Origin of the sequence: Aquimarina sp. MAR_2010_214, assembly GCF_002846555.1 — a bacterium.
Classification (GTDB): Bacteria; Bacteroidota; Bacteroidia; order Flavobacteriales; family Flavobacteriaceae; genus Aquimarina.
The window spans coordinates 2,155,200-2,179,061 of the sequence record NZ_PJMS01000001.1; the positions used below are offsets into that span (position 1 = coordinate 2,155,200).

Sequence of the window (23,862 nt, forward strand, 5' to 3'; positions counted from 1 at the left end):
TATATTAAATGTGTTAAAAAACAATAAAAAAGTTGGTTTTCAGCCCTAATATAATGAAAATCCTTTAAAATACGTGGTTTATCCCTAAATCTTAGAGGTTAGGTAGGAATATACTTACTTTTTGATTCAGTATTAGATATGCGTAGGGCTATTTTGAAAAAATTTGAGATGTATCTTTAAATGACTTAAACTCTAAAGCATTACCGCAAGGGTCATAAAAGAACATAGTAGCTTGTTCCCCAACTTCTCCTTTAAACCTAATATAAGGCTCAATAACGAATTGAATATTTTTATCAGATAGTTTTTTTGCAAGGTCTTGCCATACACCCCATTCCAGAATAATTCCAAAATGAGGAACAGGAACATCTTTACCATCTACTAAATTATTATGATTATCTCCTAAGTCTGTTTTTGGTTTGTAATGGATTACTAATTGATGACCAAAGAAATTAAAATCAACCCATTGATCACTACTTCGACCTTCTTCAAGATCTAAAATATTTTTATAAAAATTTCTGGCATTTTCTAAGTTATGGACAGGAATTGCCAGGTGGAAAGGAGATAAAATATTCATTTTCTAATGAAATTTATTAGGATTATTTTTTTATTCTATTCCAGATATCCAGATACATTTTCCATTGATCGTCAACTTTTTTCCAGATAACCACATATTTTCCTTCATATGTTATTTCTGTTCCATCATCATTTTTGTTTTTTCCTTTATATATTCCATAATCATGAGCAGTATCACCTAGAATTACGATTTCTTCAGGAATAATTTCATGTTCAATAGGAGTATAACCGCTAGATCCCGACCATCTTTTTTTAATAGCTTCATATCCTTTAATGATTGGTGCATTGGTTGGAAATATCTTTGCATTATCAGTATATGCTTTCGCAATAGCTTCATAATCTTGCCTTAGGTAAGCATCAGAAAAAGCTTTTGCCTCAGCTCTTATTAGTTCTTCATCAAAGAGTTGTTCTGTGTTTTCTTGTCTAACGCATTCGATTTTCCAGGTCGGAAAAGAAATGGTCTCATTTGTATCTACCCACTCGCCGAGCCATTTAAATCCATTGTCATTAATATCATAAAAATTAAGTTTAGAAAAACCGTCTGTGCCATTAGGTGCTTTTTGTTTACGATATAAAATAATTTTCCCTTCTTTTTTACTCCCTTTCCAGGAAGAAAGTACAGGAGTCGCTCTTATTGATGAATAATAATGCACATACCATTGGCTACTATCTGCATCAAATTGTCTTATGCTACCAGAGTGTCGGCCATCTGCTTTTAATGTTTGATCTTGAATAGCCATTCCGTTCATAATATACTTAAATTCCCAGGTCATTTTATTCGGTTCTCCCCAGGTACGATCCTGATTTCTGGTTTGTGAGATACAATTACATTTTCCTATAAGAGGTGCAAAATCCAGAATTTCTTTTGGTGCTTTGGGATTTGGTTGCCCAAAAGGATGTGCTTCTGAAGGTTCATATTCTGACTGGCTCCAGATTATAGTACTTACCAAAAAAAATAAAGAAAACAATATTCTGATCATGGAATTGAGAATTGATTAGTAATACAATTTAGGTATTTTAAAAAAGAGAAAAACTTGATAAAGAGCAAATTATGATATAATTAACAACGAAAAAAGGGTTAGTTTCTTCGATCTCTCCGTTTTTTATCTCTTGACCCACGAGAACTTCTTTTGTCAGAATTTCTTTTTTTATCGTTTTTTGAGGTAAGTCGTTTTGAGTTATTAGTGTTTTTTTTAGATCTGGTATCTTCTAATACAGAAGCCTCTTCTGTTTTACTAGAATCCCCAACATCAGCATTAAGAACTCCTAATTCTTTTTCGGTTAAATACCTCCATTCCCCAACAGGAATATCAAGAGGTACGTTCATGATTCTAATTCGTTTTAGTTTTATCACTTCATATCCAAGGTATTCGCACATTCTACGAATTTGACGATTAAGCCCCTGGGTCAACACGATTTTAAAATCATACTTGCTAATTTGTTCTACTTCGCATTTACGGGTTATGGTATCGAGAATCGGAACTCCATTACTCATTCGCTTTATAAATAATGGGCTAATCAATTTATTTACTGTTACGACATATTCTTTTTCATGATTATTTCTTGCTCTAAGAATTTTATTAACGATATCACCATCACTAGTTAAAAAAATAAGTCCTTCACTAGGTTTGTCTAATCGACCAATAGGAAAAATACGTTTAGGATAATTAATGTAATCTACAATATTGTCCTTTTCGTTTTGCGCTGTTGTGCAAACTATACCAACAGGTTTATTAAAAGCGAGATATACGTGTTTTTCTTCAGGCTTGTTTATTAATTCACCATCTACCCGAACAATATCATTGGGAGTAACTTTGGTTCCCATTTCTGGCACTTTACCATTAATGGTTACGCGTCCTTGGTCGATTAATTTATCTGCTTCGCGACGTGAGCAATAGCCAACTTCGCTTAGATATTTATTAAGTCTGGTGAAAGTTTTTTCAAGCATACAATAAAAATAGTATACAAAGATAGTGGTTATAACAAAATGATAAATGGTATTAGTTCAATTTTAATTCTTTAATATCAATGTTTCCATCTGGTGAGATTAAGAAATATTTTGGGTTTGTAACTTCTTTTTCAATTGGTTTTTGCTCTTTTGGTATAGGTGTATACTGTAGTTTTATTTCCATACCTATTTGTACAACGGGCTCAACTATTGAAGTATTTATAACCATATCATAATCTTTATAAGAGATAGGGTCATAATAATAAGTGGTTTGTTTTTTTGCGGCTACAATCCCTTGCTTCTTATTAAATGTCTCTAAAGAAGTACTATGAAAAGCCTGGTAGTTTTTATAAAATTCTTTTGGAAAATGACAATATTTAGTGTCTGCCATTGTTGGGTGATATGACGTTAAATCAAAACCCAAATCGGTATAGAATTGTTGTTTTTCTTTAAGAGTTTTCAATATTTCTGTACGTAGTTGCTTGTATACAGCTTGTATATCGTTTATAAAATAATCTACTTTGACAAGATTATAAATTTCGTTATTTGCACAGGTAGCAAGTATTTTTTCAAATTGATTTACATTAGTGAATTTTACATGGATATTTTGTTGTAATTCAAAACCTTTGGGAACTTCATTGTATTTTTTACTGAACAACTTTTTTTCTACTACGGTTTCATATACAGGAACAAATGAAATGACATCGATAATAACATCTCCTTCTAAAATACCTTTGGCGCACAATTCATCTTTTACTTTTGCTACTCTCTCTTTCATTAGTGTATTGGTTTCTTGAGATGTTTTTCCGATTTGAACGATATTAAAAATTGCGGTATACGAATCGGCAACAATATTATTTAACACTTTAGCATCTATTGTTATTACTGGATTGGGTATTAAATCCTTTTGCCTGAATTGTTGTATTTGATTTCCATAAATATCAGCATTCGCTAATTCTGAGGTAGAAATTATATTTTGCCTGGAAATAATTGTTGCGTTTCCTCTAATTTGAGCAAAAGCGAAAGAACTAGAGAATACTAAGAAGATGTAAATTAAATTTTTCATGATTTAGATTTATCGTAAATCTATGTTGAAGGTGGGTTTTAGGAAAACAATAATGAGTAAACGGCCCTTTTAAATGAGGGAAGTGCTTTTTTTCAAGGAAAGACGCTATTTAGGGTTTGTTTAAAGCTTATGCTTTCAAAAAATCAATAATCATGTTGTCAACGTCATCAAAAAATAGGGAGTGTCCATAATTTTCGGTAGTAATAAATTGAGCATTATTCCAATTTTTGCTAATACCTTCTGCTTCACTATAAGGAGCAATATCATCATTTTTGTCATGAATGAGAAGCCCTTTAAGTGTTATGCTTTTAGCAAAATTAGCTATAGAAAACTCTTCAAAAGAAAAACCGTGCTTTTCTTTAAAATGCAGATTTAATGCTTTCATAAATTTTGGAGAAAGCTTTAAAACCTCTTGATACCCTTTCATAATTCTGGATAATTCTGAAGGAGGGGCCAATACGATTAGTTTTTCTATTTCTTTATTGGAGTACGTATATTGATGAAATATAGTTGTCATACCACCTACAGAATGTCCCATTATATGATTAGGCCGATAGAGTTCAACTATTTTTTGAAGGCATTTGGTGTATAAAGGAACATTTAATATTTTTCCTGTAGAATTACCATGTGCAGGAGCATCAAAAGCAATTACATTATATCCCTTTTTGTGTAATTTTTGTATAAGAGTCTTCCATCGATGTGTGTTACTTTCCCATCCATGAACTAATAAAATTGTTTCTCCCATACTTGACCATCTATAGGTCTGTATATAAATAGTGTCAATAAGAACTGTTTCGTCCTCTGCTTCTTCGAGAAAATCTTCTTGTTCGGGTAATATTTTGCCTTTTCTTGGGGTGCAGAATAGGATGTATGCTTTATTGATTGCTTTTTTTGGATAAAAAAAGAAAAGAAACTGGATGTATTTTCCAATTATATGAGGTAAGTATTTTTTGTATTTTTCTTTCATTCACCTTCACGATGTACTGCTTCCATAGTAAATGCAGGGAGACAAATGGCAAGATACTCACATTCTTCATTAAAAGGGTTAGTATATTGAATTCTTGTGTTTTTTTTGATTTTAATAGATTGTCCCGCTTCTAATATTATTTTCTCATCGTCTATAATAAATTGTTTTTTACCTCTAATAATATAGGTGTATTCATCAAATTCTGGAATTTGAAAAGGCTCACTCCAATAAGGTGGAGCAATCATATGTGCTATGCTAACTTGAGAATTTTGATCAGTAGCCATGCCAAAATGCTCTTCTATTAATTTTCCATCGGTAGTGGGAACAATAAAAGGAGATTTTTGGATATGATATTTTTTACTCATTTTTTTATTTTTTAATTAGCCGCATCCCAGCTTACCCAGAAGTGTTTGATTTTTGCAGCATCAGGGATATCTGTAGTTGTTATTTCTATATCTGTAGTAGATTGAAACTTTTTTGATAATTCTTTTTTATCGATAGTAAAATAAGCTTGAATACTATCTACAAATATTACTGCTGTACTTAGTGTATTATTGATTTTTGAGATCTTGTAATGATCTTTGATATCTTTGAAAATACTATTAGAGGATAAGCCCGAAGCAGTTTTATACCTAGGATCTACAATTTGAATATTTTCTATAGTAGATGTTGGATCTGATTCTTTTTGAGCTTCTAAAACTAATAATTTCACACCTCCTTTTTCATAAACCTCTATTTCATTTGCATTATTTAGAAACTGGTCTCCTGTGGCTCTCTTTGCAATAGAATCATTAGCATAGATAGAGTCTAATTCTTTGACTTGTATTTCGTTAGTTAATAGTCCTATTCTATTGTTGGTAATTTCAAAAGGGTTTTGTTTTTTTTCTTTCTGACAGCTATACATTAATAGTGAAATAAAAAGAATTTTCAATATTCTCTTTGCCATAACTAGATGATTAAATGATTTGTTAAACTATAAACGTAAATTATTTCAATAACTTATTCAGTACTCCTAAAGCTCCCCGAATAAAAGTAGCACTGGTTAGCACTTTTATTACTGCTTTTTCTGTAGCACTGGTTCTTCTGCTTCTTGATCGAGAGCTGGATGAGCTTCTATTTAGTTTTTCTCTTTCTTTTTTGGCAGCTGCTTTTGCTTCTTTTGCCTCCGCTTTTTCTATTTTTTTATTTAACAGCTCATAGGCACTTTCTCTATCTATTTCTTCATTATACTTAGGGATAAGCTTTGATTTTTTAAGTAAAACTTTTAGTTCGCTATCATTTAGTATATCCATTCGACTCATAGGAGCACGTAGCATAGTAGCTGCTAGTGGGGTAGGGCGTCCCTTTTCATCAAGGGCAGATACCAAAGCTTCACCAATTCCCAGAGAAGTCAATATTTCTTTAGTGTCATAGTATTCTGAAATCGGATAATTCTCTGCAGTAAGTTTAATCGCTTTTCTATCCTTGGCAGTAAACGCTCTAAGTGCATGTTGAACTTTGAGGCCTAATTGACTTAAAACTCCATCAGGAACATCAGTTGGATTTTGAGTTACAAAATAAAGACCGACACCTTTGGATCGTATTAATTTTACAATACTCTCGATCTGACCCATAAGTGCATTAGAAGCTTCTTTAAAAATGAGATGAGCCTCATCAAGAAAGATAACTAGTTCTGGTCTTCCGCTATCTCCCTGTTCTGGGAAAGTGCCATATATTTCGGCAAGAAGACTAAGCATAAACGTAGAAAACAATTTTGGCTTATCTTGTATGTCTGTTAATCTAATGATATTGATAATACCTCTGCCATTTTCATCAATCCTGCATAAATCCTGAACGTCAAAAGATTTTTCACCAAAAAAGAGATCTGCCCCTTGTTGCTCTAATTCGACTATTTTACGTAAAATAGAACCGGTAGATGCGGTAGAAATACGCCCATAATCCTTTTCTAATTCCTTTTTGCCTTCTTGAGTTGCAAATTGTAAGACTTTCTTTAGGTCTTTTAAATCTAATAGTGGTAATTTATTATCATCACAATATTTAAATATGATAGAGATAATCCCAGCTTGTGTTGTGGTAACATCAAGAATTCTGGATAATAAAACTGGCCCAAACTCACTTACCGTGGCTCTAAGTCGAACACCATCCTGATCAGAAAGAGATAAAATCTCTACAGGAAAATCCTTAGCCTCGAATGGGATACCTATTTTTTCATGACGTTCATCAATTTTGGGATGACCAGGGCTGGCAGCCGCAATCCCACTAAGATCTCCTTTTATATCCATTAAGAGTACAGGTATTCCTTGCTCGCTTAAGTTTTCTGCTAGTACCTGCAGCGTTTTGGTTTTACCTGTACCAGTAGCGCCAGCAATTAACCCATGGCGATTTAATGTTTTTAAAGGGATTTTTACATGAGCATTGGTTATTGTTTCGCCATTGTGCATAGCAGCTCCCATGGTTAGGAAATCACCTTTGGTTTTATAACCTTCGTTAATATGTTCAAGAAATGCCTGGTTATCACTCATAATTAAATATAATTTTGCATAAAAATAGGAATCTTAACTTTTCTATAGAAATTATAAGTTACTTTTAATATAAAGTAAGTCACAATACTAATTTTTTATTATTCTGAATCCATGAAAAAAATAACACTGATAATTTGTCTTTTTACTTTTTTTATGAGCTGTAATACAGATGCTACAAAGCCTGTAGATACAGTAGTTTTTCATAAAACTCACGAACCTAAAAAATCAACTGCTCCCTTTTCTGATGCTGTGCAGGTAGGAAACCTATATTTTCTGTCTGGTCAGGTAGGAATGGATCATAGTATAAGAAAATTGGTGCCCGGAGGGATACAACCTGAAACAAAACAAACTTTGGAAAATATCAAAGCAGTTTTAGAACATCATAGCTTGAAAATGGAAGATGTAGTGAAATGTACTGTGATTTTGGCTGATATAGAAGATTTTTCTGCTTTTAATGAAGTGTATAAAACCTATTTCCCTCAAAAACCGGCACGTACTACCTTTGCAGCAAAAGGATTAGCAGTTAGTGCTAAGATCGAAATAGAATGTATTGCCGTTAAATCTGAATAAAGATAATAGTTGTAATCTACTATTGATAATGGATTAAGTTGCTTTTTGATAACGTTTTATAATTTTGATTAGAAGAATTTTTTAAGATGTAATTAATCTGAAATCGTAATTTAATATTATTTACATTTGCAGCCTTATGCAAAAGAGTATACAAAAATTGGTGAATGATGGTAAAATGCTCCCTTTGATGGAAGAATTTTATACCATTCAGGGAGAAGGTTATCACAAAGGAACGGCGGCATATTTTGTTAGAATCGGTGGCTGTGATGTTGGATGTCATTGGTGTGATGTAAAAGAAAGCTGGAATGCAGATTTACACCCTCCAACGGATACAAATGTTATTGTAGAAAATGCACTTAAATATAGTAATGTAATTGTGGTTACGGGAGGAGAACCACTTACCTGGGATATGACACTGCTAACTCAGGGACTTAAGGATAAGGGCGCTAAAACTCATATTGAAACATCTGGTGCTTATCCTCTAACAGGAGAATGGGACTGGATTTGCCTTTCTCCTAAAAAAGTAAAACTTCCAAAAGAAGAAGTCTATAAAAAAGCAGATGAGTTAAAATGTATCGTTTATAACAAAAGTGATTTTGAATTTGCAGAAAGACAAGCAGATAAAGTTTCTGATAATTGTGTATTGTATCTTCAGCCCGAATGGAGTGTTCGTGAAAAAATCATTCCTCTGATTGTGGATTATGTTATGAAAAATCCAAAATGGAAAGTTTCTCTTCAAACTCATAAATACTTAAATATACCTTAAAAGGAGCTATTGGTTTGATTATTAGGGTTTTTGATTAGATATACAAGTATTTAATCGTTAATACACTGTGGTTTTTCCATAATCCCAGGGATAATTCCCCATATTCCGCTTTTTAAAATGAAGGAAAAAGACTACTGTTTTTGTGTTTTTTTAATATTTCATATACTTTTTACCCAGCTCTTTAAGTATTTATATCGAAATTATCATTTTTGTTTTACTACTTGTTTTAATAGTGCTTAAATTTATGTGAACAATTTAAAATCAGTTTCTTATGAAAAATTTATACACTACATTTGGATTAACTTTTAGAACTTTTATCAGTTTTATAAAGGAATTACCAGGGGCATCTTTATATGCTATGCGTAGATAAGTATCGCATAAACTTTTAATATTTAAGCGTGAAATTTATTTTTCGTCGAATATAAAGGTCATTTTAATTATTCTTTTAGGTTAGTTAACAATTTTTTGTGCTCATAAATGTAAATATGAGGTATTTCACCTCTATTTTCGGACTAATTTTTATAACAATAGTTAGTTTTTAAAAGACCTTCCAGGAGTATCGCAATATGCAATCAATAACTGATGAATGTACTAGTTTATTATCATCCGTCATTTTGTTTTTTGGATCTTTGATAAGAGATTGTTTTGAGGAACAATCTCTTACTGATTTTATAAGTAAGGAATGGATGATGCATAGTATCAGAAAAAGACTATATATGATTTAATAATAGATGTCTTTTCTTAAATAGTATCGTTTTGACTTATATTAGACAAATACTTCATTTTACCAATAAAATTTATAATTTCTCAGAATACCTTATTGTTTTGTGACTAGGAGAAGAGTAGTGGTGTTTTTAGAATACTATATAGATATGATTATGCTATTTTGTTGTTTTACATGTTTTTAGAAAACTTGTTTAAACAAATGTAAAGATAAAAAAGGGGGAGAAAACCCCTAAAATTTAGTTTTATTCCGTAAGAAAAAACTTCAAAAATTAACAAAACAATGTTTGTTTTTGTTGTTATGGCGTTTTTATAGTGGTTTATGTCTAAAATTTTGTTTTAAGGATGTTAATTTTTATTGGTCAAATAAGTTTAGATGCTATCTTTGTATAACAAATTTAAACCAGAAGATTATGAGGCTATTTTACGGTATTTTTGTTATTGATATTAAGGCTTTAAAGAGCTTTTTAAGACAACTGCCATCTGCTTGCAGTAATGCAATTCATAGATGAGGTTTTTTCAGATTGTTGAGGGACAATTTTGAAAGCTAAATGAAACGAAAAGGAATAAACTTTTTGAATTTATACAAGGAAATTGAGGGAAATTACCCCATTATCCTTGTATAAAATAACAAAGGTTTAGGGGGCAAATTTATAAGAATTGAGATTTTTGTGTTTATCATCGATAAAATCTTGATTTATATCTAAAACATATATTAAATTATTGACATCGAGTTATATCGGTATTATATTTGAATAACAATTGTATTAATTTTTTAAACATAACATATGGGGCTATTTTACACAAAATTTAGATTAACTTTTAGAATTGTAATGGATTTTCTAAGAGAGTTACCTGGAGCATCTGGTCATGCTATTCACAGATAACAGAAGAACTTACTATCTCTGTTGGGGATAAGAACAAACACAATAGTTGAGGAAAAAAATAGCTTGAAAATTTATTTTCAAGCTATTTTTTTGTGAATTAAATAAGTAATATTATAAGTTAAAAGGTACTTCTACGCGAGTAGTATCCCATCCCAATACCATGTGGTATCCTTTATCTACTTTTTTGAAAGCAATAGAAAAAACTTCTAGTTCGTCACCACTTCCAACGGGAACATTTATTCTAGCCACATCTTTACTTTTATCATAAGAATAGGCTCCCCAACTATCTAGATCAGAATTTATAATAATAGTCCATTCTTTTTTACCTGGGATAGTAAATAATGAATATGTCCCTGCTTTGATAGTTTTATCTCCCATTTTTACATCCTGAGAGAATCTAATTTCAGTTGCTTCATCAGCCCCAGTCCTCCATACTTTATCATAGGCAGCTAAACTACCAAAAATTTTACGCCCTTTCTTTTGTGGACGACTATAGACAACTTTAATCTCTGGTTTGGCATTTCTGTCTTTCTTAGCGTAAGAAATATCTGTTGGACTTTTCTGTAGTCCGGCAAACTTTTGAGCACTTACGCTTGATACTGTACCCAAAAACATAATAATAACTAATACGAGTGATTTTTTCATAATGGTGATTTTAATTTTTTATGACAGACGTAAAGATATTGTTGAACTTACAATTGAAATGTTAATCGAGTCTATAAATTGTGTTAAATGTTTAAGGTAACAATTTGATAGTATACATAACATTATATCCTGTGTGAAGTTTCTTTTTGTTATGTTTTATTGTTTTTATTGTTATAATATGTAAGTAATATGTTGGGTTTTGTTTTTATTTTGTAACCGTAAAGTATCTTTAACCTTTCAAAACAATAGAAAAATAAGAATATGTGTGGAATTGTTTGTGCTTTTGATATAAAGCAAAATTCAGAGAAGTTACGACCTCAATTGTTAGAGATGTCAAAGAAAATTAGACACAGAGGTCCAGATTGGAGTGGGATATACTCTAGCGAAAATGCAATACTAGCACATGAAAGATTGGCTATAGTAGATCCGGTTTCTGGTAAGCAACCGCTGTTTAGTGCAGATCGTAAATTGGTGCTAGCGGCTAATGGAGAAATTTATAATCATAGAAAACTTCGTGAACAGCTCGAAGGAACGTATGATTTTCAAACAGAATCTGATTGCGAAATAATTTTAGCATTATATAAACAAAAAGGTACAGATTTCTTAGATGATCTTAATGGTATTTTTGCTTTTGCATTATATGATGTAGAAAAGGATACGTACTTCATTTCAAGAGACCATATGGGGATTATTCCTCTTTATATGGGGTGGGATAAAAATGGTACTTTCTATGTGGCGTCTGAGTTAAAAGCTCTTGAAGGAGTTTGTACTAAAATAGAATTGTTTCCTCCGGGACATTATCTATCAAGTGAAGAAGGGGAACTAAAGAAATGGTATGTTAGAGATTGGTCTGATTATGAAACAGTACAAGAAAATCAAACTAGTATTGATGAGCTTAGAGATGCTTTAGAGGCTGCTGTTCATAGGCAATTGATGTCAGATGTTCCTTATGGTGTTCTGTTATCCGGTGGGTTGGATTCTTCGGTTACCTCTGCTATAGCAAAAAAATATTCAGAAAAACGAATAGAATCTAATGACACCAAAGACGCATGGTGGCCAAAGTTACATTCGTTTTCTGTTGGATTAGAAGGTTCGCCAGATTTGGAAGCTGCAAAAAAAGTAGCTGATCATATCGGAACCATTCATCATGAAATAAAATTTACCATTCGAGAAGGTCTTGATGCAATTAAAGACGTGATCTATAATTTAGAAACCTACGATATAACAACCATAAGAGCTTCAACACCAATGTATTTGATGGCAAGAGTTATTAAATCTATGGGAGTGAAGATGGTGTTGTCTGGAGAAGGGGCCGATGAGATTTTTGGAGGATATTTATATTTTCATAAAGCGCCAAATGCAAAAGAATTTCATGAAGAAACCGTACGTAAACTCGATAAATTGCACATGTATGATTGTTTGCGAGCAAATAAATCCCTTGCTGCGTGGGGAATTGAAGGGCGAGTACCATTTTTAGATAAAGAGTTTATGGATGTTGCGATGCGAATTAATCCAAAAGATAAAATGATCAATGGCGGAAGGATGGAAAAATGGGTGATCCGTAAGGCTTTTGAATCTTATTTGCCAGAAAGTGTAGTCTGGAGACAAAAAGAACAATTCTCTGATGGAGTAGGGTATAGCTGGATTGATACATTGAAAGAAGTTGTTGAGGTCGAAGTTACCGATGAGCAAATGGCAAATGCACATTTTAGATTCCCGATACAAACTCCTCAAAACAAAGAAGAGTTCTACTATCGTACTATCTTTGAAGGGCATTTTCCTAGTGACACTGCTGCATTGAGTGTTCCTCAAGAGCCATCGGTAGCATGTAGTACAAAAATTGCTCTAGAATGGGACGAAGCGTTTAAAAACATGAATGATCCAAGTGGTAGAGCTATTGCTAATGTACATGAAGATGCTTATGACGATGTTAGTGTATGATATAAAATTGCAGTTTGTTTTAGCCAAAAACTGAATTAATTGAGGTGTAGGGTCTTAGAAACTCAGTTCGATTACTATTTGGATATGTGATAAAAACCGTCAATTCGAGTAATTTTTCGTATTAAAATGGAGAAAAATTGTATCGAGAATAGGTTTTAATGCTGAAATGCTGATTTTCGATACAAGATTCTTAACAGAATTTCGCTCAAACTGACACATTTCAGATTAATCGAACTCAGGTTAGAAATATTTTCTTAGCTTAATAAGAAGATGATTTCAAAGAGAAATTATAGAAAGAAGGCTACAAAATTAATTGTAGCCTTCTTTACAAATTCGATCTATTTTATAATGAAATGTAAACTACTTTAGTTTAAGCATTTTCCGCCACTTACCCAGCTGTTATTTTGTAAAGTATATAAATAGCCATTGTAAGTTATTCTATCTCCTTCAGAATATGATTGTCCAGAAACCCAAGGGCTTACACCTGCACATGGGTCACTAGGATTTCCTCCGTCAGATGGATATGCTTTGTTGGTACCTTCAATATCTAATGCAGATATAGTTTGTTGTGCTCCATTATATGTTTCGCCATTAAGTAAAGTAATGGTTGGTTTTCTGTTTTTAGAAAAACCATAAGAATGGTACATCATTATTGAATTAATATCAAATGCTCCAGTCAATAATTGTGCATTTTGATCTTTTTTGAAGTTACCTTCCATACCCGATTGGATATTTTCCCATTTTATGATAACATAATCATCTCTATCTGATCTTGTTTGTTCATGCACAAAACCAAGAGTGTGCCCTAATTCATGCACTATTAGACTAACACTAGCAGTACGACCTAGTTGTACACTTCCGTTTCTTTGTACTCCAAATGAAGCTCTTCCGCACCCTGAACAAACATTTGTAGATTCATAGATATGCACATAATCAGATTCATTAGTTCTTTCTTTAAATTTTATGTTGGTCTTATCAGACCATTTTTTGAAAGCTTGAGTTAAATTAGTGCGCAAAGTACTATTTAATGATCCAAGTTTATAAACAATCGTATTATTTGGCCATTTTTTAGTCGAAGCCCACAATGCTAATTTTTGATTAGTTTCACTTGGGGGTGATTTGGGATCAAAAGCAGGTGAAGGTGTGTCGGATAACATACTGGAAGATAGGATAATGTCTGAGTTGTAAAGGAATTCTCCGTTTCCGATATCTTTTACAGTAATTAGATTTCCTTTAAAATACTTTTCAGTAGTTTTTCCATTCGCTGATGTTGAGTTTTCGCTTACATTCTCATTAAGGTTGTCCTTTTGACAAGAAGCAAGAAGTAATACCGCACCTAGTGTTAGGGTCTTAAGTGCATTGACTTTTTTAATTTTCATAATTGTTATATTAAGTTTGTGTAAATATGATATTGGCAAATATAGAAGCAACATTTTAAAGATTAATTTCTTTTACATAAACACGTTGTTTTAATAAATAAAGTGTTGTTTTTTTGTTATAAACTGACATAATCTGTATGAAAATTGCAGTTTATTCTAGCTGAAATTTGAGTTAATTAAAATATAAGATCATGAGAGTGTTTTCTTTGGTTTTATGACCATAGCACGCAGCCAAATGGAAAATAAAACATCTCTTAAGTGTTGAAAACTAAAAGAATAGTAGTTATGAAATTACAAATTCTGATATTAATGGTTATTGCTACATTTGGGATATTAACAAGTTGTCATAGTGACAATGACAGTTCTCGAGGAAAAGAAAATCCAATCAATGGTACACGGAATATGAAAAATGTAAGTGATGGACTTCAAGGGATAGATCTTGATTATGATAAAGGAGAGGTAGTATGGGTTTTTGATAAAACAACGGGAAAATTGATTGTAGAGAATAATGTTATAACTCAAGGACCAAAAAATACACATAGAGGTATGAATAGTGGTACATATGATTATGAAATAAAGGAAGAAGGTGGTGCTCAGGTGTTATTTGTAAAAGGAATCAAACGATGAATAGTAACTGTTTTGGGAGAGGCTAGTATGAAGATAGATGAAGAGGTTGGAGCAAATGGTTTTGTAAATGAATTTGAAAGGTGAAGCTAAACAGTATTCTAAAAAAGTGTAGGTTAAAAATCATAGAGAAGTAAGTCTGGATTTTTATTGTATTTTGATCCATACAGATATTTGAGCATTATTATAAAACTTGTAATTTACAATAATAAAAACTATGATTTTTGCAATTTGAAACAATCCTTTGTAGAATATAAATAAATCTTAAATTCATTTTAAGGGTATTTTTATCGTTTTTAAGAGCGTTTTTTGTTTTTCTAGTACTATTCTTAACTAATTGTTGATAACTCGTTAAATCCTTCTAGGTAAAATCCTTTGATCCTTTTACTCTTTTTTTATCTTTGTTTGTTGTCAAAAAATAAAATAATTAATAAGGGATTTATGAGCGAAGAAGCTAATAAGAATAATTACTCCGCCGATAGTATTCAGGCGCTCGAAGGAATGGAGCATGTGCGTATGCGTCCATCGATGTATATTGGTGATGTTGGATCTCGAGGGTTACACCATTTGGTGTATGAAGTAGTAGATAACTCAATTGATGAAGCACTGGCAGGGCATTGTGATGCTATACAGGTAACTATTAATGAAGATAATTCTGTTACTACACGAGATAATGGTAGGGGTATTCCTGTAGGTATACATAAAAAGGAAGGTGTTTCTGCTTTAGAGGTTGTAATGACCAAAATTGGTGCAGGAGGAAAATTCGATAAAGATTCTTATAAAGTTTCTGGTGGTCTTCATGGGGTAGGAGTATCCTGTGTAAATGCATTATCAGCTCACTTACATGCTTTTGTTCATAAAGATGGTAAAGTCTGGGAGCAGGAATATGAAAAGGGTAAACCATTATATCCCGTTAAATCTACAGGAGATACAGATTTTAATGGTACTATAGTTACTTTTAGACCAGATCCCACAATTTTTCAGCAGACTCTTGAGTATAATTATGATACTCTGGCAAGTCGTATGCGTGAATTGGCATACCTTAATAAAGGAATAAAAATTACATTAACCGATAAGCGTCATCAGGATGAAGAAGGTAATGATGTTACTGAAACTTTCCATTCTGAAGAAGGATTAAAAGAATTTGTTCGATTTCTTGATACAAGTCGTAGTGCTATTATAGCAGATGTGATTTCTATGGAAGGCGAGAAAAATGATATCCCTGTAGAAGTGGCGATGATATATAATGACTCTTATGCAGAGAATTTACATTCTTATGTAAATAATATTAATACACATGAAGGAGGAACGCATCTTTCAGGTTTTAGAAGAGGTTTAACTGCTACACTTAAAAAGTATGCAGATGCTTCAGGGATGTTAGATAAATTGAAATTTGAGATTGCTGGAGATGATTTTCGTGAAGGATTAACAGCTATCATTTCAGTAAAAGTTCAGGAACCGCAATTTGAAGGACAAACTAAAACCAAATTAGGAAACAGAGAAGTTACTTCTGCAGTATCACAGGCTGTTTCTGAAATGCTGGAGAATTACCTTGAGGAGAATCCGAATGATGCAAAAACTATTGTTCAGAAAGTAATCCTTGCTGCTCAGGCACGTCACGCTGCTAAAAAAGCACGTGAAATGGTTCAACGTAAGTCAGTGATGAGTATAGGAGGTTTACCTGGTAAACTTTCTGATTGTTCAGAACAAGATCCTGCATTATGTGAAGTGTTTCTAGTCGAGGGAGATTCTGCAGGGGGAACCGCAAAACAAGGACGTGATCGTATGTTTCAGGCAATTCTTCCACTACGTGGTAAGATATTGAATGTAGAAAAAGCAATGCATCACAAGGTTTTTGAAAATGAAGAAATCAAAAATATCTTTACAGCTCTTGGTGTTACTATCGGAACCGAAGAAGATAGTAAAGCATTAAACCTGTCAAAATTACGCTATCATAAAGTGGTGATTATGTGTGATGCCGATGTAGATGGTAGTCATATTTCTACATTGATCCTCACATTCTTTTTCCGTTATATGAAAGAACTGATTGAGGCAGGACACATTTATATAGCTGCACCACCATTATATTTGGTGAAAAAAGGAGCCAAAAAACAATATGCATGGAATGATGATCAACGAGATTTGATTGTACAAGAATTTGGAGAAAGTTCGAAAATACAACGATATAAAGGTCTTGGGGAGATGAATGCAGAACAACTATGGGATACTACTATGAATCCAGAATTTAGAACGATGCGTCAGGTTACAATTGATAACCTTACAGAAGCAGATCGCATATTCTCTATGTTAATGGGAGATGAAGTACCACCGCGTAGAGAGTTTATAGAAAAGAATGCTGTGTATGCAAATATTGATGCATAAACAATAGTTTAAAATTTATATAAAAAATCCGCTATATAATAGGTATAGCGGATTTTTTATATATTGCAATGCCTATTAAACCCAAATCTTATGAAAAAATGTACTTTGCTGTTGACATTACTTCTAGGTCACGCTACTTTTTCGCAAACAGATATCGATCAAATTCTTGAAATTGGAATTGAAAATGCCCAGAGATTTAGTGAAGATTATTTTGCACCAGCAGGAGAATCGTTGGTAAATGCTATGTCAAATGGCTGGTATAATACAGCAGAAACAAAGAAATTATGGCACTTCGAAGCAGGAATCGTAGGTAACCTTTCTTTTGTAAGAGAAGAGAAACAATCTTTTATTCTAAATGTACAAGACTATACAGATTTAACATTTAGAGATGGGCAAACCCGTCAAGTAGTTGCAAATGCATTGGGTGTAAATCAAGAAGAAACGGTAGTGGTAATAAATCAAGGTCTACCCACAGAATTAGAAGTTATTTTACCAGATGGAATCGGAGATTCTGAAATTGGTTCTTTACCAAGTGGGTTTTTGCAAGGATCAATGGGGTTAATAAAAAGTACAGAAATAAAACTTAGGTTTTTACCTAGGATCAAAGCAGTGCAAGATGCAGAAATACAACTGTATGGTGTTGCATTTCAGCATGAGTTTACCGATTGGGTTTTTCCGTTAAAGAGATGGCCTGTTAAGCTATCAGCTCTATTGGGATATACTAATGTAAAAGGTTTTTATGATATCAATGCCAGTAGTGGGATAGAAGGTGCAGATCAGGAAGTACGTCTAAATACTAATTCATGGTTAATCACAGGTATTGTATCTACCAAATTACCAGTTTTAAACTTTTATGGAGGGCTGGGGTATTATTTTGGTTCTAGTGATGCAAATTTATTAGGTACTTATCAAATCCAAAATGGGCCACTGAGTTCACAAACGGTAACAGATCCAATAAGCGTGAAAAACAAAACAAAAGGAGTTAAGGCATCAATTGGAGCAAAAGTACAATTTGGTGTTTTTAGAGCTAATCTGGATTATACATTGCAAAACTATAATAATCTTTCTCTAGGACTTAATTTTGGCTGGTAATTAACACTCTATTTGTTAATTAATTAATCAAAGAATTCGTATTTTCGCGGAATAAATAAGTTTAATTACATTCAAAAAAATATACCATGAAAGTTACAGTAGTAGGAGCTGGGGCAGTAGGTGCTAGTTGCGCTGAATATATAGCAATAAAGAATTTTGCTTCAGAAGTAGTAGTGTTAGATATTAAAGAAGGGTATGCAGAAGGAAAAGCAATGGATCTGATGCAAACAGCTTCTTTAAACGGGTTTGATACCAAAATTACTGGTACTACAGGAGATTATTCTAAAACTGCAGGAAGTGATATTGCTGTAATTACTTCAGGAATTCCCCGTAAACCAGGAATGACAAGAGAAGAATTGATTGGTATTAATGCAGGAATTGTTAAAACAGTATCCTCTAATTTGATAGAACATTCTCCTAATGCTATTATTATTGTGGTTAGTAACCCTATGGATACGATGACCTATTTAGTACATAAAACAACCAATCTTCCTAAAAATAGAATTATTGGTATGGGTGGTGCTTTAGATAGTGCTCGTTTTAAATACAGATTAGCAGAAGCATTAGGTGCTCCTATTTCTGATGTTGACGGAATGGTAATTGGCGGTCATAGTGATAAAGGTATGGTGCCATTAACAAGATTAGCTACAAGAAATAGTGTGCCTGTTTCAGAATTTATTTCAGAAGAAAGAATAGAACAAGTAGCTGCAGATACTAAGGTTGGTGGGGCTACATTAACCAAATTATTAGGTACATCGGCATGGTATGCTCCGGGGGCTGCAGTATCTGGTTTAGTACAGGCAATTGCTTGTGATCAAAAGAAAATTTTCCCTTGTTCTGTATTATTAGAAGGAGAGTACGGGTTAAATGACCTTTGTATCGGTGCACCAGTTGTATTAGGTAGAAATGGAATCGAAAAGATTGTAGAGATAGAACTTAACGATGCAGAAAAAACTAAACTTGCAGAAAGTGCAGAAGGTGTTAAGAAGACAAATGGATTGTTAGAATTATAATACATCCTAAATACATAAGTTTAATAAGAGCTGCTTTTATGCCGCTCTTATTGTTTTTAATGCGTTTGTATGGTTAGATTTCTTTAATTAAGAAGCCTTTACTGTAGAGCAAGATTTGGATTTTGAGGTTATTTTGAATAGAGATAAATACCAAAATTGAAACTTATACGTTTTGATGTTCGAAGATTGCAAAAGATATTTATTTCAAGACTTAAGAAATGCAGTTTTAATTTTTTTATATTTGCCGCATGAAGAAAAAATGGTACTTCGGGATTTTAATTTCTGCTTTAGCAACACTTGTTGTTATTCAGCAACAAACCGTAGTACCTAATCAGGAAATTGTATTAGAGTTTGTTAATAGTGAAATTACTTCTCTAGAAGCCGAAAATGCGATAACAATTGTAAAAAAACAATTGCAATCCATTGGGGTTCAGTATACCAGGATAACAAAGGGATTAAAAGATGGTAAACTCAAGATTGCATATTATAGTGATGCAGATGTAGAGTATATAAAAAGAATACTTTCCGAAGAACAAAATGTGCGGTTAGATCATGTTTTTTATGATCAAAATGAAGATGACAATCCATTTCCTTTAGAAAAAAAATCAAAAGACTATAATTTTGATGTTTATGAAATCCAGAAAAGTACAGATTTTGATGCTGACTTTAATGGTAAGTATGTTTTAGAAGTAACGCATGAACGCGATGGCTATTCTGGTTCTAATTCGTATAGTTTTGTTAAAGAAATTGATGCCGATTGTATAAATAGGCTTATAAAAATAGCCGAAAAAGTAAATACAAATATTGCAATTGCAATAGATAATACTTCACATAAAATTCCAGAAGTAAGAGCTGGACCAATCTCCTGATTGGAATTCAAAGCTTTTAAGGAATTCCTAAAAACTAATCATATTTTTAAAATAAGGCTTTTATCAATAGTTTGATAGAGCTTAATTACACAGTATTAAATAATTAAAAATAATTGTCAAATCTTGAGTACATATTATCATTACTCATTTTTAACAGATTTGACTAAAATAAATAAATAATGCAAAATAAAGGACTTGTTAGGGTATTTGCTATTTTATTTGGCTTGGTATGTATTTACCAATTGTCATATACATACATGGCCTACACAAAAGAGACAGAAGCTGAAGCCTTTGCACAGCAAAAATATCCGGAAAGCGTAAAAGACTATTCGAAATTAAGGGAGACCGCAGAGCGTAATTATTTAGATTCTATTGGTAAAGAAGAAATTTTTGCCGGTATTACATATAATGATGCAAAGGATAAAGAACTTAATAAGGGGCTTGACCTTAAAGGAGGGATTAATGTTATTCTACAGATCTCTGTAAAAGATATCTTAAGTGGGCTTGCTAATAAATCTAAAGACCCATCGTTTAATCAAGCATTACTTGCTACCGATGAGGTGCAGAAAAATAGCCAAAATAATTATATCGATGATTTCTTTACCGAATTTGAAAAAATCCCGGATGCAAAGCTAGCATCGCCGGATATTTTTGCAAACAAAAACTTAAGTGATGATATCACTTATGATATGACTAATGAACAGGTTGAGCCTATTCTGAAACGTAAGATTGATGAATCTGTAACATCAGCATTCGAAGTATTGCGTAAGCGTATTGATAAGTTTGGAGTTACACAGCCTAACATTCAACGTCTAGGGGAATCTGGTCGTATTTTGGTAGAACTTCCTGGTGCTAAAGATATAGAAAGAGTAAAAAGTTTGGTGACTAGTACAGCTCAATTAGAATTTTGGGATGTATATAAAATGGAAGAAGTTTTTAATCACCTTATTGCAGCCAATAATTTGATTAAAGAAGATCTTGAAGGTGTAGATAAAATAAAGGAAAAAGTTGCAGAGACTAATGAAGCAGTAGTAGATTCTACAGAAGTAGATACTGCAAAAGTTGATTCTACAACAACTGATGCAGATGCAGCTATTGAAAACTTATTAGAGGATGCAGAAGATTCTACAGATATTGAAACACAGGTAAATCCATTATTTGATCTAATTGTAGGACAAGGAAGACAAGGAGGGCCTGTAGTAGCTACTGTAGAGAAGAAGAATGCAGATCAATTTTTGGCATACCTTAATGATCCTAGGGTAAAAGCTTTATTACCGGTAGAACAGCGTTTTGTGAAATTTGCCTGGGGAAAACCTGAAAAAGATTCTGAGTTTTTAGATTTATATGCTATAAAAGGAAATAGAGATAATGAGCCAGAATTAAGTGGTGGTGTTATTACAGATGCAAGACAAGAATATAGCCAACTAGGTAAAGTAACAGTTACCATGCAAATGGATGGTAAAGGAGCTAAAAAATGGGAAGAAATGACTGGTCGTGCTTTTAGTCAAAGCAGTCAGATAGCTGTGGTATTAGATGATATAGTATATTCTGCACCAGGTGTTACAACAGGAGCGATTAGTGGAGGAAGAAGTGAGATTACTGGAGACTTTTCTATAGAAGAAGGTCAGGATTTAGCAAATGTATTAAGAGCAGGTAAATTACCAGCCTCTGCAGATATTATCCAAAGTGAAGTAGTGGGGCCATCATTAGGTCAAGAAGCTATTGATAGTGGTATCATGTCTTTTGCAATAGCATTAGTATTGATTTTGATCTGGATGGTATTTTACTATGGTAAAGCGGGACTTTTTGCAGATGTAGCTTTGGTAGTTAATATCTTATTCATTTTTGGAGTATTAGCAGGATTAAAAGCGGTATTAACGCTTCCTGGTATTGCAGGTATCGTATTAACAATTGGTATGTCGGTTGATGCAAACGTATTGATATTTGAACGAATTCGAGAAGAGCTGGCAAAAGGAAAATCTCAAGTAGATGCTATAAAAGATGGATTTAGTAATGCATTATCATCGATACTTGATGCGAATATAACTACAGGTCTTACAGGTCTTATCTTATTAGTTATTGGTACTGGACCAATTAAAGGATTTGCGACTACCTTATTAATAGGTATTTTAACCTCTTTGTTTACTGCGATTTTTGTAACCAGATTATTTATAGATGGTTATGGTAAAAATGGTAAAGAACTAGCGTTTTCTACAGGAGCAACCAAAAATTTATTTAAGAACGTTAATGTTAATTTCTTAAAGAAGCGTAAAATTGCCTACGTCATTTCTGGTATTATTATCGTAGCTGGTATTGGTTCTTTATTTACCAATGGCCTGGATCAAGGGGTGGATTTTGTAGGAGGAAGAACGTATACTGTTCGTTTTGCAAAAGATGTTGTTCCTACAGTAGTTGAGAAAGATCTTGTTGCTGCGTTTGAAAGTGCACAAGCAAAGACCTATGGGACAAATAATCAATTAAAAATTACAACAAAGTATAAAGTTGATGAAACAGGTGAAGAAGTAGATGCAGAAATTTCAAATAAATTATTTACAGCTTTACAACCTTATTTAACAGATGGATTAACGTATGATCAGTTTGCTAATGGCGGAGATGATAAGCAAGTAGGTATTATGCATTCTATGAAAGTAGGACCAACAATTGCAGATGATATTAAGCAAGCAGCTTTCTGGTCTGTACTTGCGTCTCTTATAGTTGTATTCTTATATATCTTATTGAGATTTAGAAGATGGCAGTTTAGTTTAGGTGCAGTTGCAGCGGTATTCCATGATGTATTGATTGTGCTGGGGATATTCTCTATAACCTATAAATTTATGCCCTTTAACATGGAAATTGACCAGGCATTTATTGCAGCTATCCTTACCGTAATTGGATACTCATTAAATGATACCGTGGTTGTATTTGATAGAATTAGGGAGTTTTTAAATGAACATACTTCCTGGCCATTAGATAAAAGTGTTAATGGGGCTTTAAATAGTACATTAAGTCGTACTTTAAATACATCTTTAACCACATTATTGGTACTTATCGCGATCTTTATATTTGCAGTACCTTTAAGAGGGTTTATGTTCTCATTAATTATTGGTGTGATTATAGGTACCTATTCGTCACTATTTATTGCAACTCCGGTAATGTATGATACAGTACGTAAAGTTGGTTTAAAAACTAAAGAAAAAGAAACTGAAGAGAAGAAGTAATCTCTTTGAGATCTATAATTACAAAAAATCCTTTCTAAGCAATTAGAAAGGATTTTTGTTTACTATTATTTTTAGACCTCATAAGTTTTTAAAAACCTATGAGGTCTAATTGTTTTTTTTACATTTTGGTGAAAGAAATAGAATCACCAGCCTTAAGATTCCAGGTGTCAGTAAGTTTGGCATTAACTTCTAGCACATATTGTGCAGGTCCTTCAGATGGTAGTGAAGATTCATCAAGAGGTTGCGCGTTTTTTTGGATACTTACTACTTTGTTTTTTGCATTTATATAAATGATATCTAAAGGGAATTTTGTGTTTTTCATATAAAATGAATGCGGAGCCTCTTCAGAAAATATAAATAACATACCCCGATCATTCTGCATAGATTTGCGATACATCAACCCCGTTTCTCTTTCGTAATCAGAGTCGGCAATTTCGATATCTAGTTTGGTTATTGGATTAGGGATTGAATCCTTTAGATCAAATAAAGAAAGTTCACCTTCTTTGGTAAATGTGACCTCCTTAGTTAGGTTCTGATTGTTTTTAGAATCTGTTTTGCACGAAAACATGCTTAGTGTTGCACATGCTATGATAGAGATATAAATGCTTTTTTTCATCGGTTTATTTTAACAGGGTTAAAAGTAGATAAAAAAGCCGCACTTCAAAAATCTGAAGCAC

20 protein-coding genes are annotated in these 23,862 nt (G+C 32.7%); 9 read left to right on the forward strand and 11 right to left on the reverse strand.

All coding sequences use genetic code 11. The features are described from left to right. Positions 1-148: 148 nt before the first annotated feature. The 8 genes from ATE84_RS09060 to ATE84_RS09095 form a co-directional block, all read right to left on the reverse strand. The gene (locus ATE84_RS09060) at positions 149-574 is read right to left on the reverse strand and encodes a VOC family protein (protein WP_101447657.1); all 426 of its coding nucleotides are present in this window, start codon (positions 572-574) and stop codon (positions 149-151) included. A gap of 22 nt (positions 575-596) precedes the next feature. After that, complete coding sequence (locus tag ATE84_RS09065) at positions 597-1,553, reverse strand: DUF4440 domain-containing protein (protein ID WP_101447658.1); 957 nt, start codon at positions 1,551-1,553, stop codon at positions 597-599. A gap of 98 nt (positions 1,554-1,651) precedes the next feature. Further along, entirely contained in the window at positions 1,652-2,521 is an 870-nt protein-coding gene (gene rluF / locus ATE84_RS09070) for a 23S rRNA pseudouridine(2604) synthase RluF (protein ID WP_101447659.1), read from the reverse strand. A 52-nt stretch (positions 2,522-2,573) separates the two neighbouring features. Beyond that, positions 2,574-3,587 (reverse strand): SIMPL domain-containing protein, encoded by a 1,014-nt coding sequence (locus ATE84_RS09075; RefSeq protein ID WP_101447660.1) that lies wholly within the window; start codon positions 3,585-3,587, stop codon positions 2,574-2,576. Positions 3,588-3,714: 127 nt separating this feature from the next. Next, a complete protein-coding gene (locus ATE84_RS09080) occupies positions 3,715-4,554 on the reverse strand; it encodes an alpha/beta hydrolase (protein ID WP_101447661.1) in 840 nt (279 codons plus the stop codon). Then, positions 4,551-4,919, reverse strand: coding sequence for a cupin domain-containing protein (locus ATE84_RS09085; protein ID WP_101447662.1), 369 nt, complete (start codon positions 4,917-4,919; stop codon positions 4,551-4,553). Before ATE84_RS09085 ends, ATE84_RS09080 begins: the two co-directional genes overlap by 4 nt. A gap of 11 nt (positions 4,920-4,930) precedes the next feature. Continuing rightward, on the reverse strand, positions 4,931-5,500 hold the full coding sequence (locus ATE84_RS09090) for a hypothetical protein (protein WP_101447663.1): 570 nt from the start codon (positions 5,498-5,500) through the stop codon (positions 4,931-4,933). Positions 5,501-5,540: 40 nt separating this feature from the next. Next, complete coding sequence (locus ATE84_RS09095) at positions 5,541-7,076, reverse strand: helicase HerA-like domain-containing protein (protein WP_101447664.1); 1,536 nt, start codon at positions 7,074-7,076, stop codon at positions 5,541-5,543. A gap of 153 nt (positions 7,077-7,229) precedes the next feature. Here ATE84_RS09095 and ATE84_RS09100 point away from each other — a divergent pair, with 153 nt between their 5' ends. Further along, positions 7,230-7,646, forward strand: a complete 417-nt coding sequence (locus tag ATE84_RS09100) for a RidA family protein (RefSeq protein WP_233195775.1) — start codon at positions 7,230-7,232, stop codon at positions 7,644-7,646. A gap of 136 nt (positions 7,647-7,782) precedes the next feature. Then, entirely contained in the window at positions 7,783-8,412 is a 630-nt protein-coding gene (locus tag ATE84_RS09105; protein ID WP_101447666.1) for a 7-carboxy-7-deazaguanine synthase QueE, read from the forward strand. 1,721 nt (positions 8,413-10,133) lie between these two features. Here ATE84_RS09105 and ATE84_RS09110 read toward each other — a convergent pair. Further along, positions 10,134-10,667 carry a DUF2911 domain-containing protein gene (locus ATE84_RS09110; protein WP_101447667.1) on the reverse strand — a complete coding sequence of 178 codons (534 nt, stop codon included), beginning with the start codon at positions 10,665-10,667 and terminating at the stop codon, positions 10,134-10,136. Positions 10,668-10,928: 261 nt separating this feature from the next. On the opposite strand from ATE84_RS09110, the gene asnB reads away from it, so the two are divergent. Continuing rightward, a complete protein-coding gene (gene asnB / locus ATE84_RS09115) occupies positions 10,929-12,608 on the forward strand; it encodes an asparagine synthase B (protein WP_101447668.1) in 1,680 nt (559 codons plus the stop codon). Positions 12,609-12,973: 365 nt separating this feature from the next. Here the strand turns inward: asnB and ATE84_RS09120 are convergent, their stop codons facing one another. Then, on the reverse strand, positions 12,974-13,987 hold the full coding sequence (locus ATE84_RS09120; protein ID WP_158237213.1) for a M12 family metallopeptidase: 1,014 nt from the start codon (positions 13,985-13,987) through the stop codon (positions 12,974-12,976). 285 nt (positions 13,988-14,272) lie between these two features. Between ATE84_RS09120 and ATE84_RS09125 the strand changes: the two genes are divergently transcribed. The 6 genes from ATE84_RS09125 to secDF all read left to right on the forward strand — a co-directional run bounded on the left by ATE84_RS09125 (position 14,273) and on the right by secDF (position 23,185). Further along, positions 14,273-14,614, forward strand: coding sequence for a hypothetical protein (locus ATE84_RS09125; protein WP_101447670.1), 342 nt, complete (start codon positions 14,273-14,275; stop codon positions 14,612-14,614). A gap of 438 nt (positions 14,615-15,052) precedes the next feature. After that, entirely contained in the window at positions 15,053-16,993 is a 1,941-nt protein-coding gene (gene gyrB, locus ATE84_RS09130; protein ID WP_101447671.1) for a DNA topoisomerase (ATP-hydrolyzing) subunit B, read from the forward strand. A gap of 90 nt (positions 16,994-17,083) precedes the next feature. Continuing rightward, a complete protein-coding gene (locus ATE84_RS09135; RefSeq protein WP_101447672.1) occupies positions 17,084-18,085 on the forward strand; it encodes a DUF6588 family protein in 1,002 nt (333 codons plus the stop codon). 86 nt (positions 18,086-18,171) lie between these two features. Beyond that, positions 18,172-19,098: a malate dehydrogenase gene (gene mdh, locus ATE84_RS09140; protein ID WP_101447673.1), complete on the forward strand. Its 927-nt coding sequence runs from the start codon at positions 18,172-18,174 to the stop codon at positions 19,096-19,098. Positions 19,099-19,346: 248 nt separating this feature from the next. Next, positions 19,347-19,967 (forward strand): hypothetical protein, encoded by a 621-nt coding sequence (locus ATE84_RS09145; protein ID WP_101447674.1) that lies wholly within the window; start codon positions 19,347-19,349, stop codon positions 19,965-19,967. Positions 19,968-20,146: 179 nt separating this feature from the next. Beyond that, positions 20,147-23,185 carry a protein translocase subunit SecDF gene (secDF, locus tag ATE84_RS09150; protein ID WP_101447675.1) on the forward strand — a complete coding sequence of 1,013 codons (3,039 nt, stop codon included), beginning with the start codon at positions 20,147-20,149 and terminating at the stop codon, positions 23,183-23,185. Between the two features lie 118 nt (positions 23,186-23,303). On the opposite strand, the gene ATE84_RS09155 is transcribed toward secDF, so the two are convergent. After that, positions 23,304-23,801, reverse strand: a complete 498-nt coding sequence (locus ATE84_RS09155; protein ID WP_101447676.1) for a DUF192 domain-containing protein — start codon at positions 23,799-23,801, stop codon at positions 23,304-23,306. Between the last annotated feature and the right edge of the window lie 61 nt (positions 23,802-23,862).

Coding starts and splice junctions, on each gene's coding strand:
- mdh (WP_101447673.1), top strand. CDS start 18,172: ATGAAAGTTACAGTAGTAGGAGCTGGGGCAGTAGGTGCTAGTTGCGCT.
- ATE84_RS09060 (WP_101447657.1), bottom strand. CDS start 574: ATGAATATTTTATCTCCTTTCCACCTGGCAATTCCTGTCCATAACTTA.
- ATE84_RS09090 (WP_101447663.1), bottom strand. CDS start 5,500: ATGGCAAAGAGAATATTGAAAATTCTTTTTATTTCACTATTAATGTAT.
- gyrB (WP_101447671.1), top strand. CDS start 15,053: ATGAGCGAAGAAGCTAATAAGAATAATTACTCCGCCGATAGTATTCAG.
- ATE84_RS09065 (WP_101447658.1), bottom strand. CDS start 1,553: ATGATCAGAATATTGTTTTCTTTATTTTTTTTGGTAAGTACTATAATC.
- ATE84_RS09155 (WP_101447676.1), bottom strand. CDS start 23,801: ATGAAAAAAAGCATTTATATCTCTATCATAGCATGTGCAACACTAAGC.
- ATE84_RS09105 (WP_101447666.1), top strand. CDS start 7,783: ATGCAAAAGAGTATACAAAAATTGGTGAATGATGGTAAAATGCTCCCT.
- ATE84_RS09075 (WP_101447660.1), bottom strand. CDS start 3,587: ATGAAAAATTTAATTTACATCTTCTTAGTATTCTCTAGTTCTTTCGCT.
- ATE84_RS09095 (WP_101447664.1), bottom strand. CDS start 7,076: ATGAGTGATAACCAGGCATTTCTTGAACATATTAACGAAGGTTATAAA.
- ATE84_RS09145 (WP_101447674.1), top strand. CDS start 19,347: ATGAAGAAAAAATGGTACTTCGGGATTTTAATTTCTGCTTTAGCAACA.
- secDF (WP_101447675.1), top strand. CDS start 20,147: ATGCAAAATAAAGGACTTGTTAGGGTATTTGCTATTTTATTTGGCTTG.
- asnB (WP_101447668.1), top strand. CDS start 10,929: ATGTGTGGAATTGTTTGTGCTTTTGATATAAAGCAAAATTCAGAGAAG.
- ATE84_RS09125 (WP_101447670.1), top strand. CDS start 14,273: ATGAAATTACAAATTCTGATATTAATGGTTATTGCTACATTTGGGATA.
- ATE84_RS09100 (WP_233195775.1), top strand. CDS start 7,230: ATGAGCTGTAATACAGATGCTACAAAGCCTGTAGATACAGTAGTTTTT.
- ATE84_RS09080 (WP_101447661.1), bottom strand. CDS start 4,554: ATGAAAGAAAAATACAAAAAATACTTACCTCATATAATTGGAAAATAC.
- ATE84_RS09085 (WP_101447662.1), bottom strand. CDS start 4,919: ATGAGTAAAAAATATCATATCCAAAAATCTCCTTTTATTGTTCCCACT.
- ATE84_RS09135 (WP_101447672.1), top strand. CDS start 17,084: ATGAAAAAATGTACTTTGCTGTTGACATTACTTCTAGGTCACGCTACT.
- rluF (WP_101447659.1), bottom strand. CDS start 2,521: ATGCTTGAAAAAACTTTCACCAGACTTAATAAATATCTAAGCGAAGTT.
- ATE84_RS09110 (WP_101447667.1), bottom strand. CDS start 10,667: ATGAAAAAATCACTCGTATTAGTTATTATTATGTTTTTGGGTACAGTA.
- ATE84_RS09120 (WP_158237213.1), bottom strand. CDS start 13,987: ATGAAAATTAAAAAAGTCAATGCACTTAAGACCCTAACACTAGGTGCG.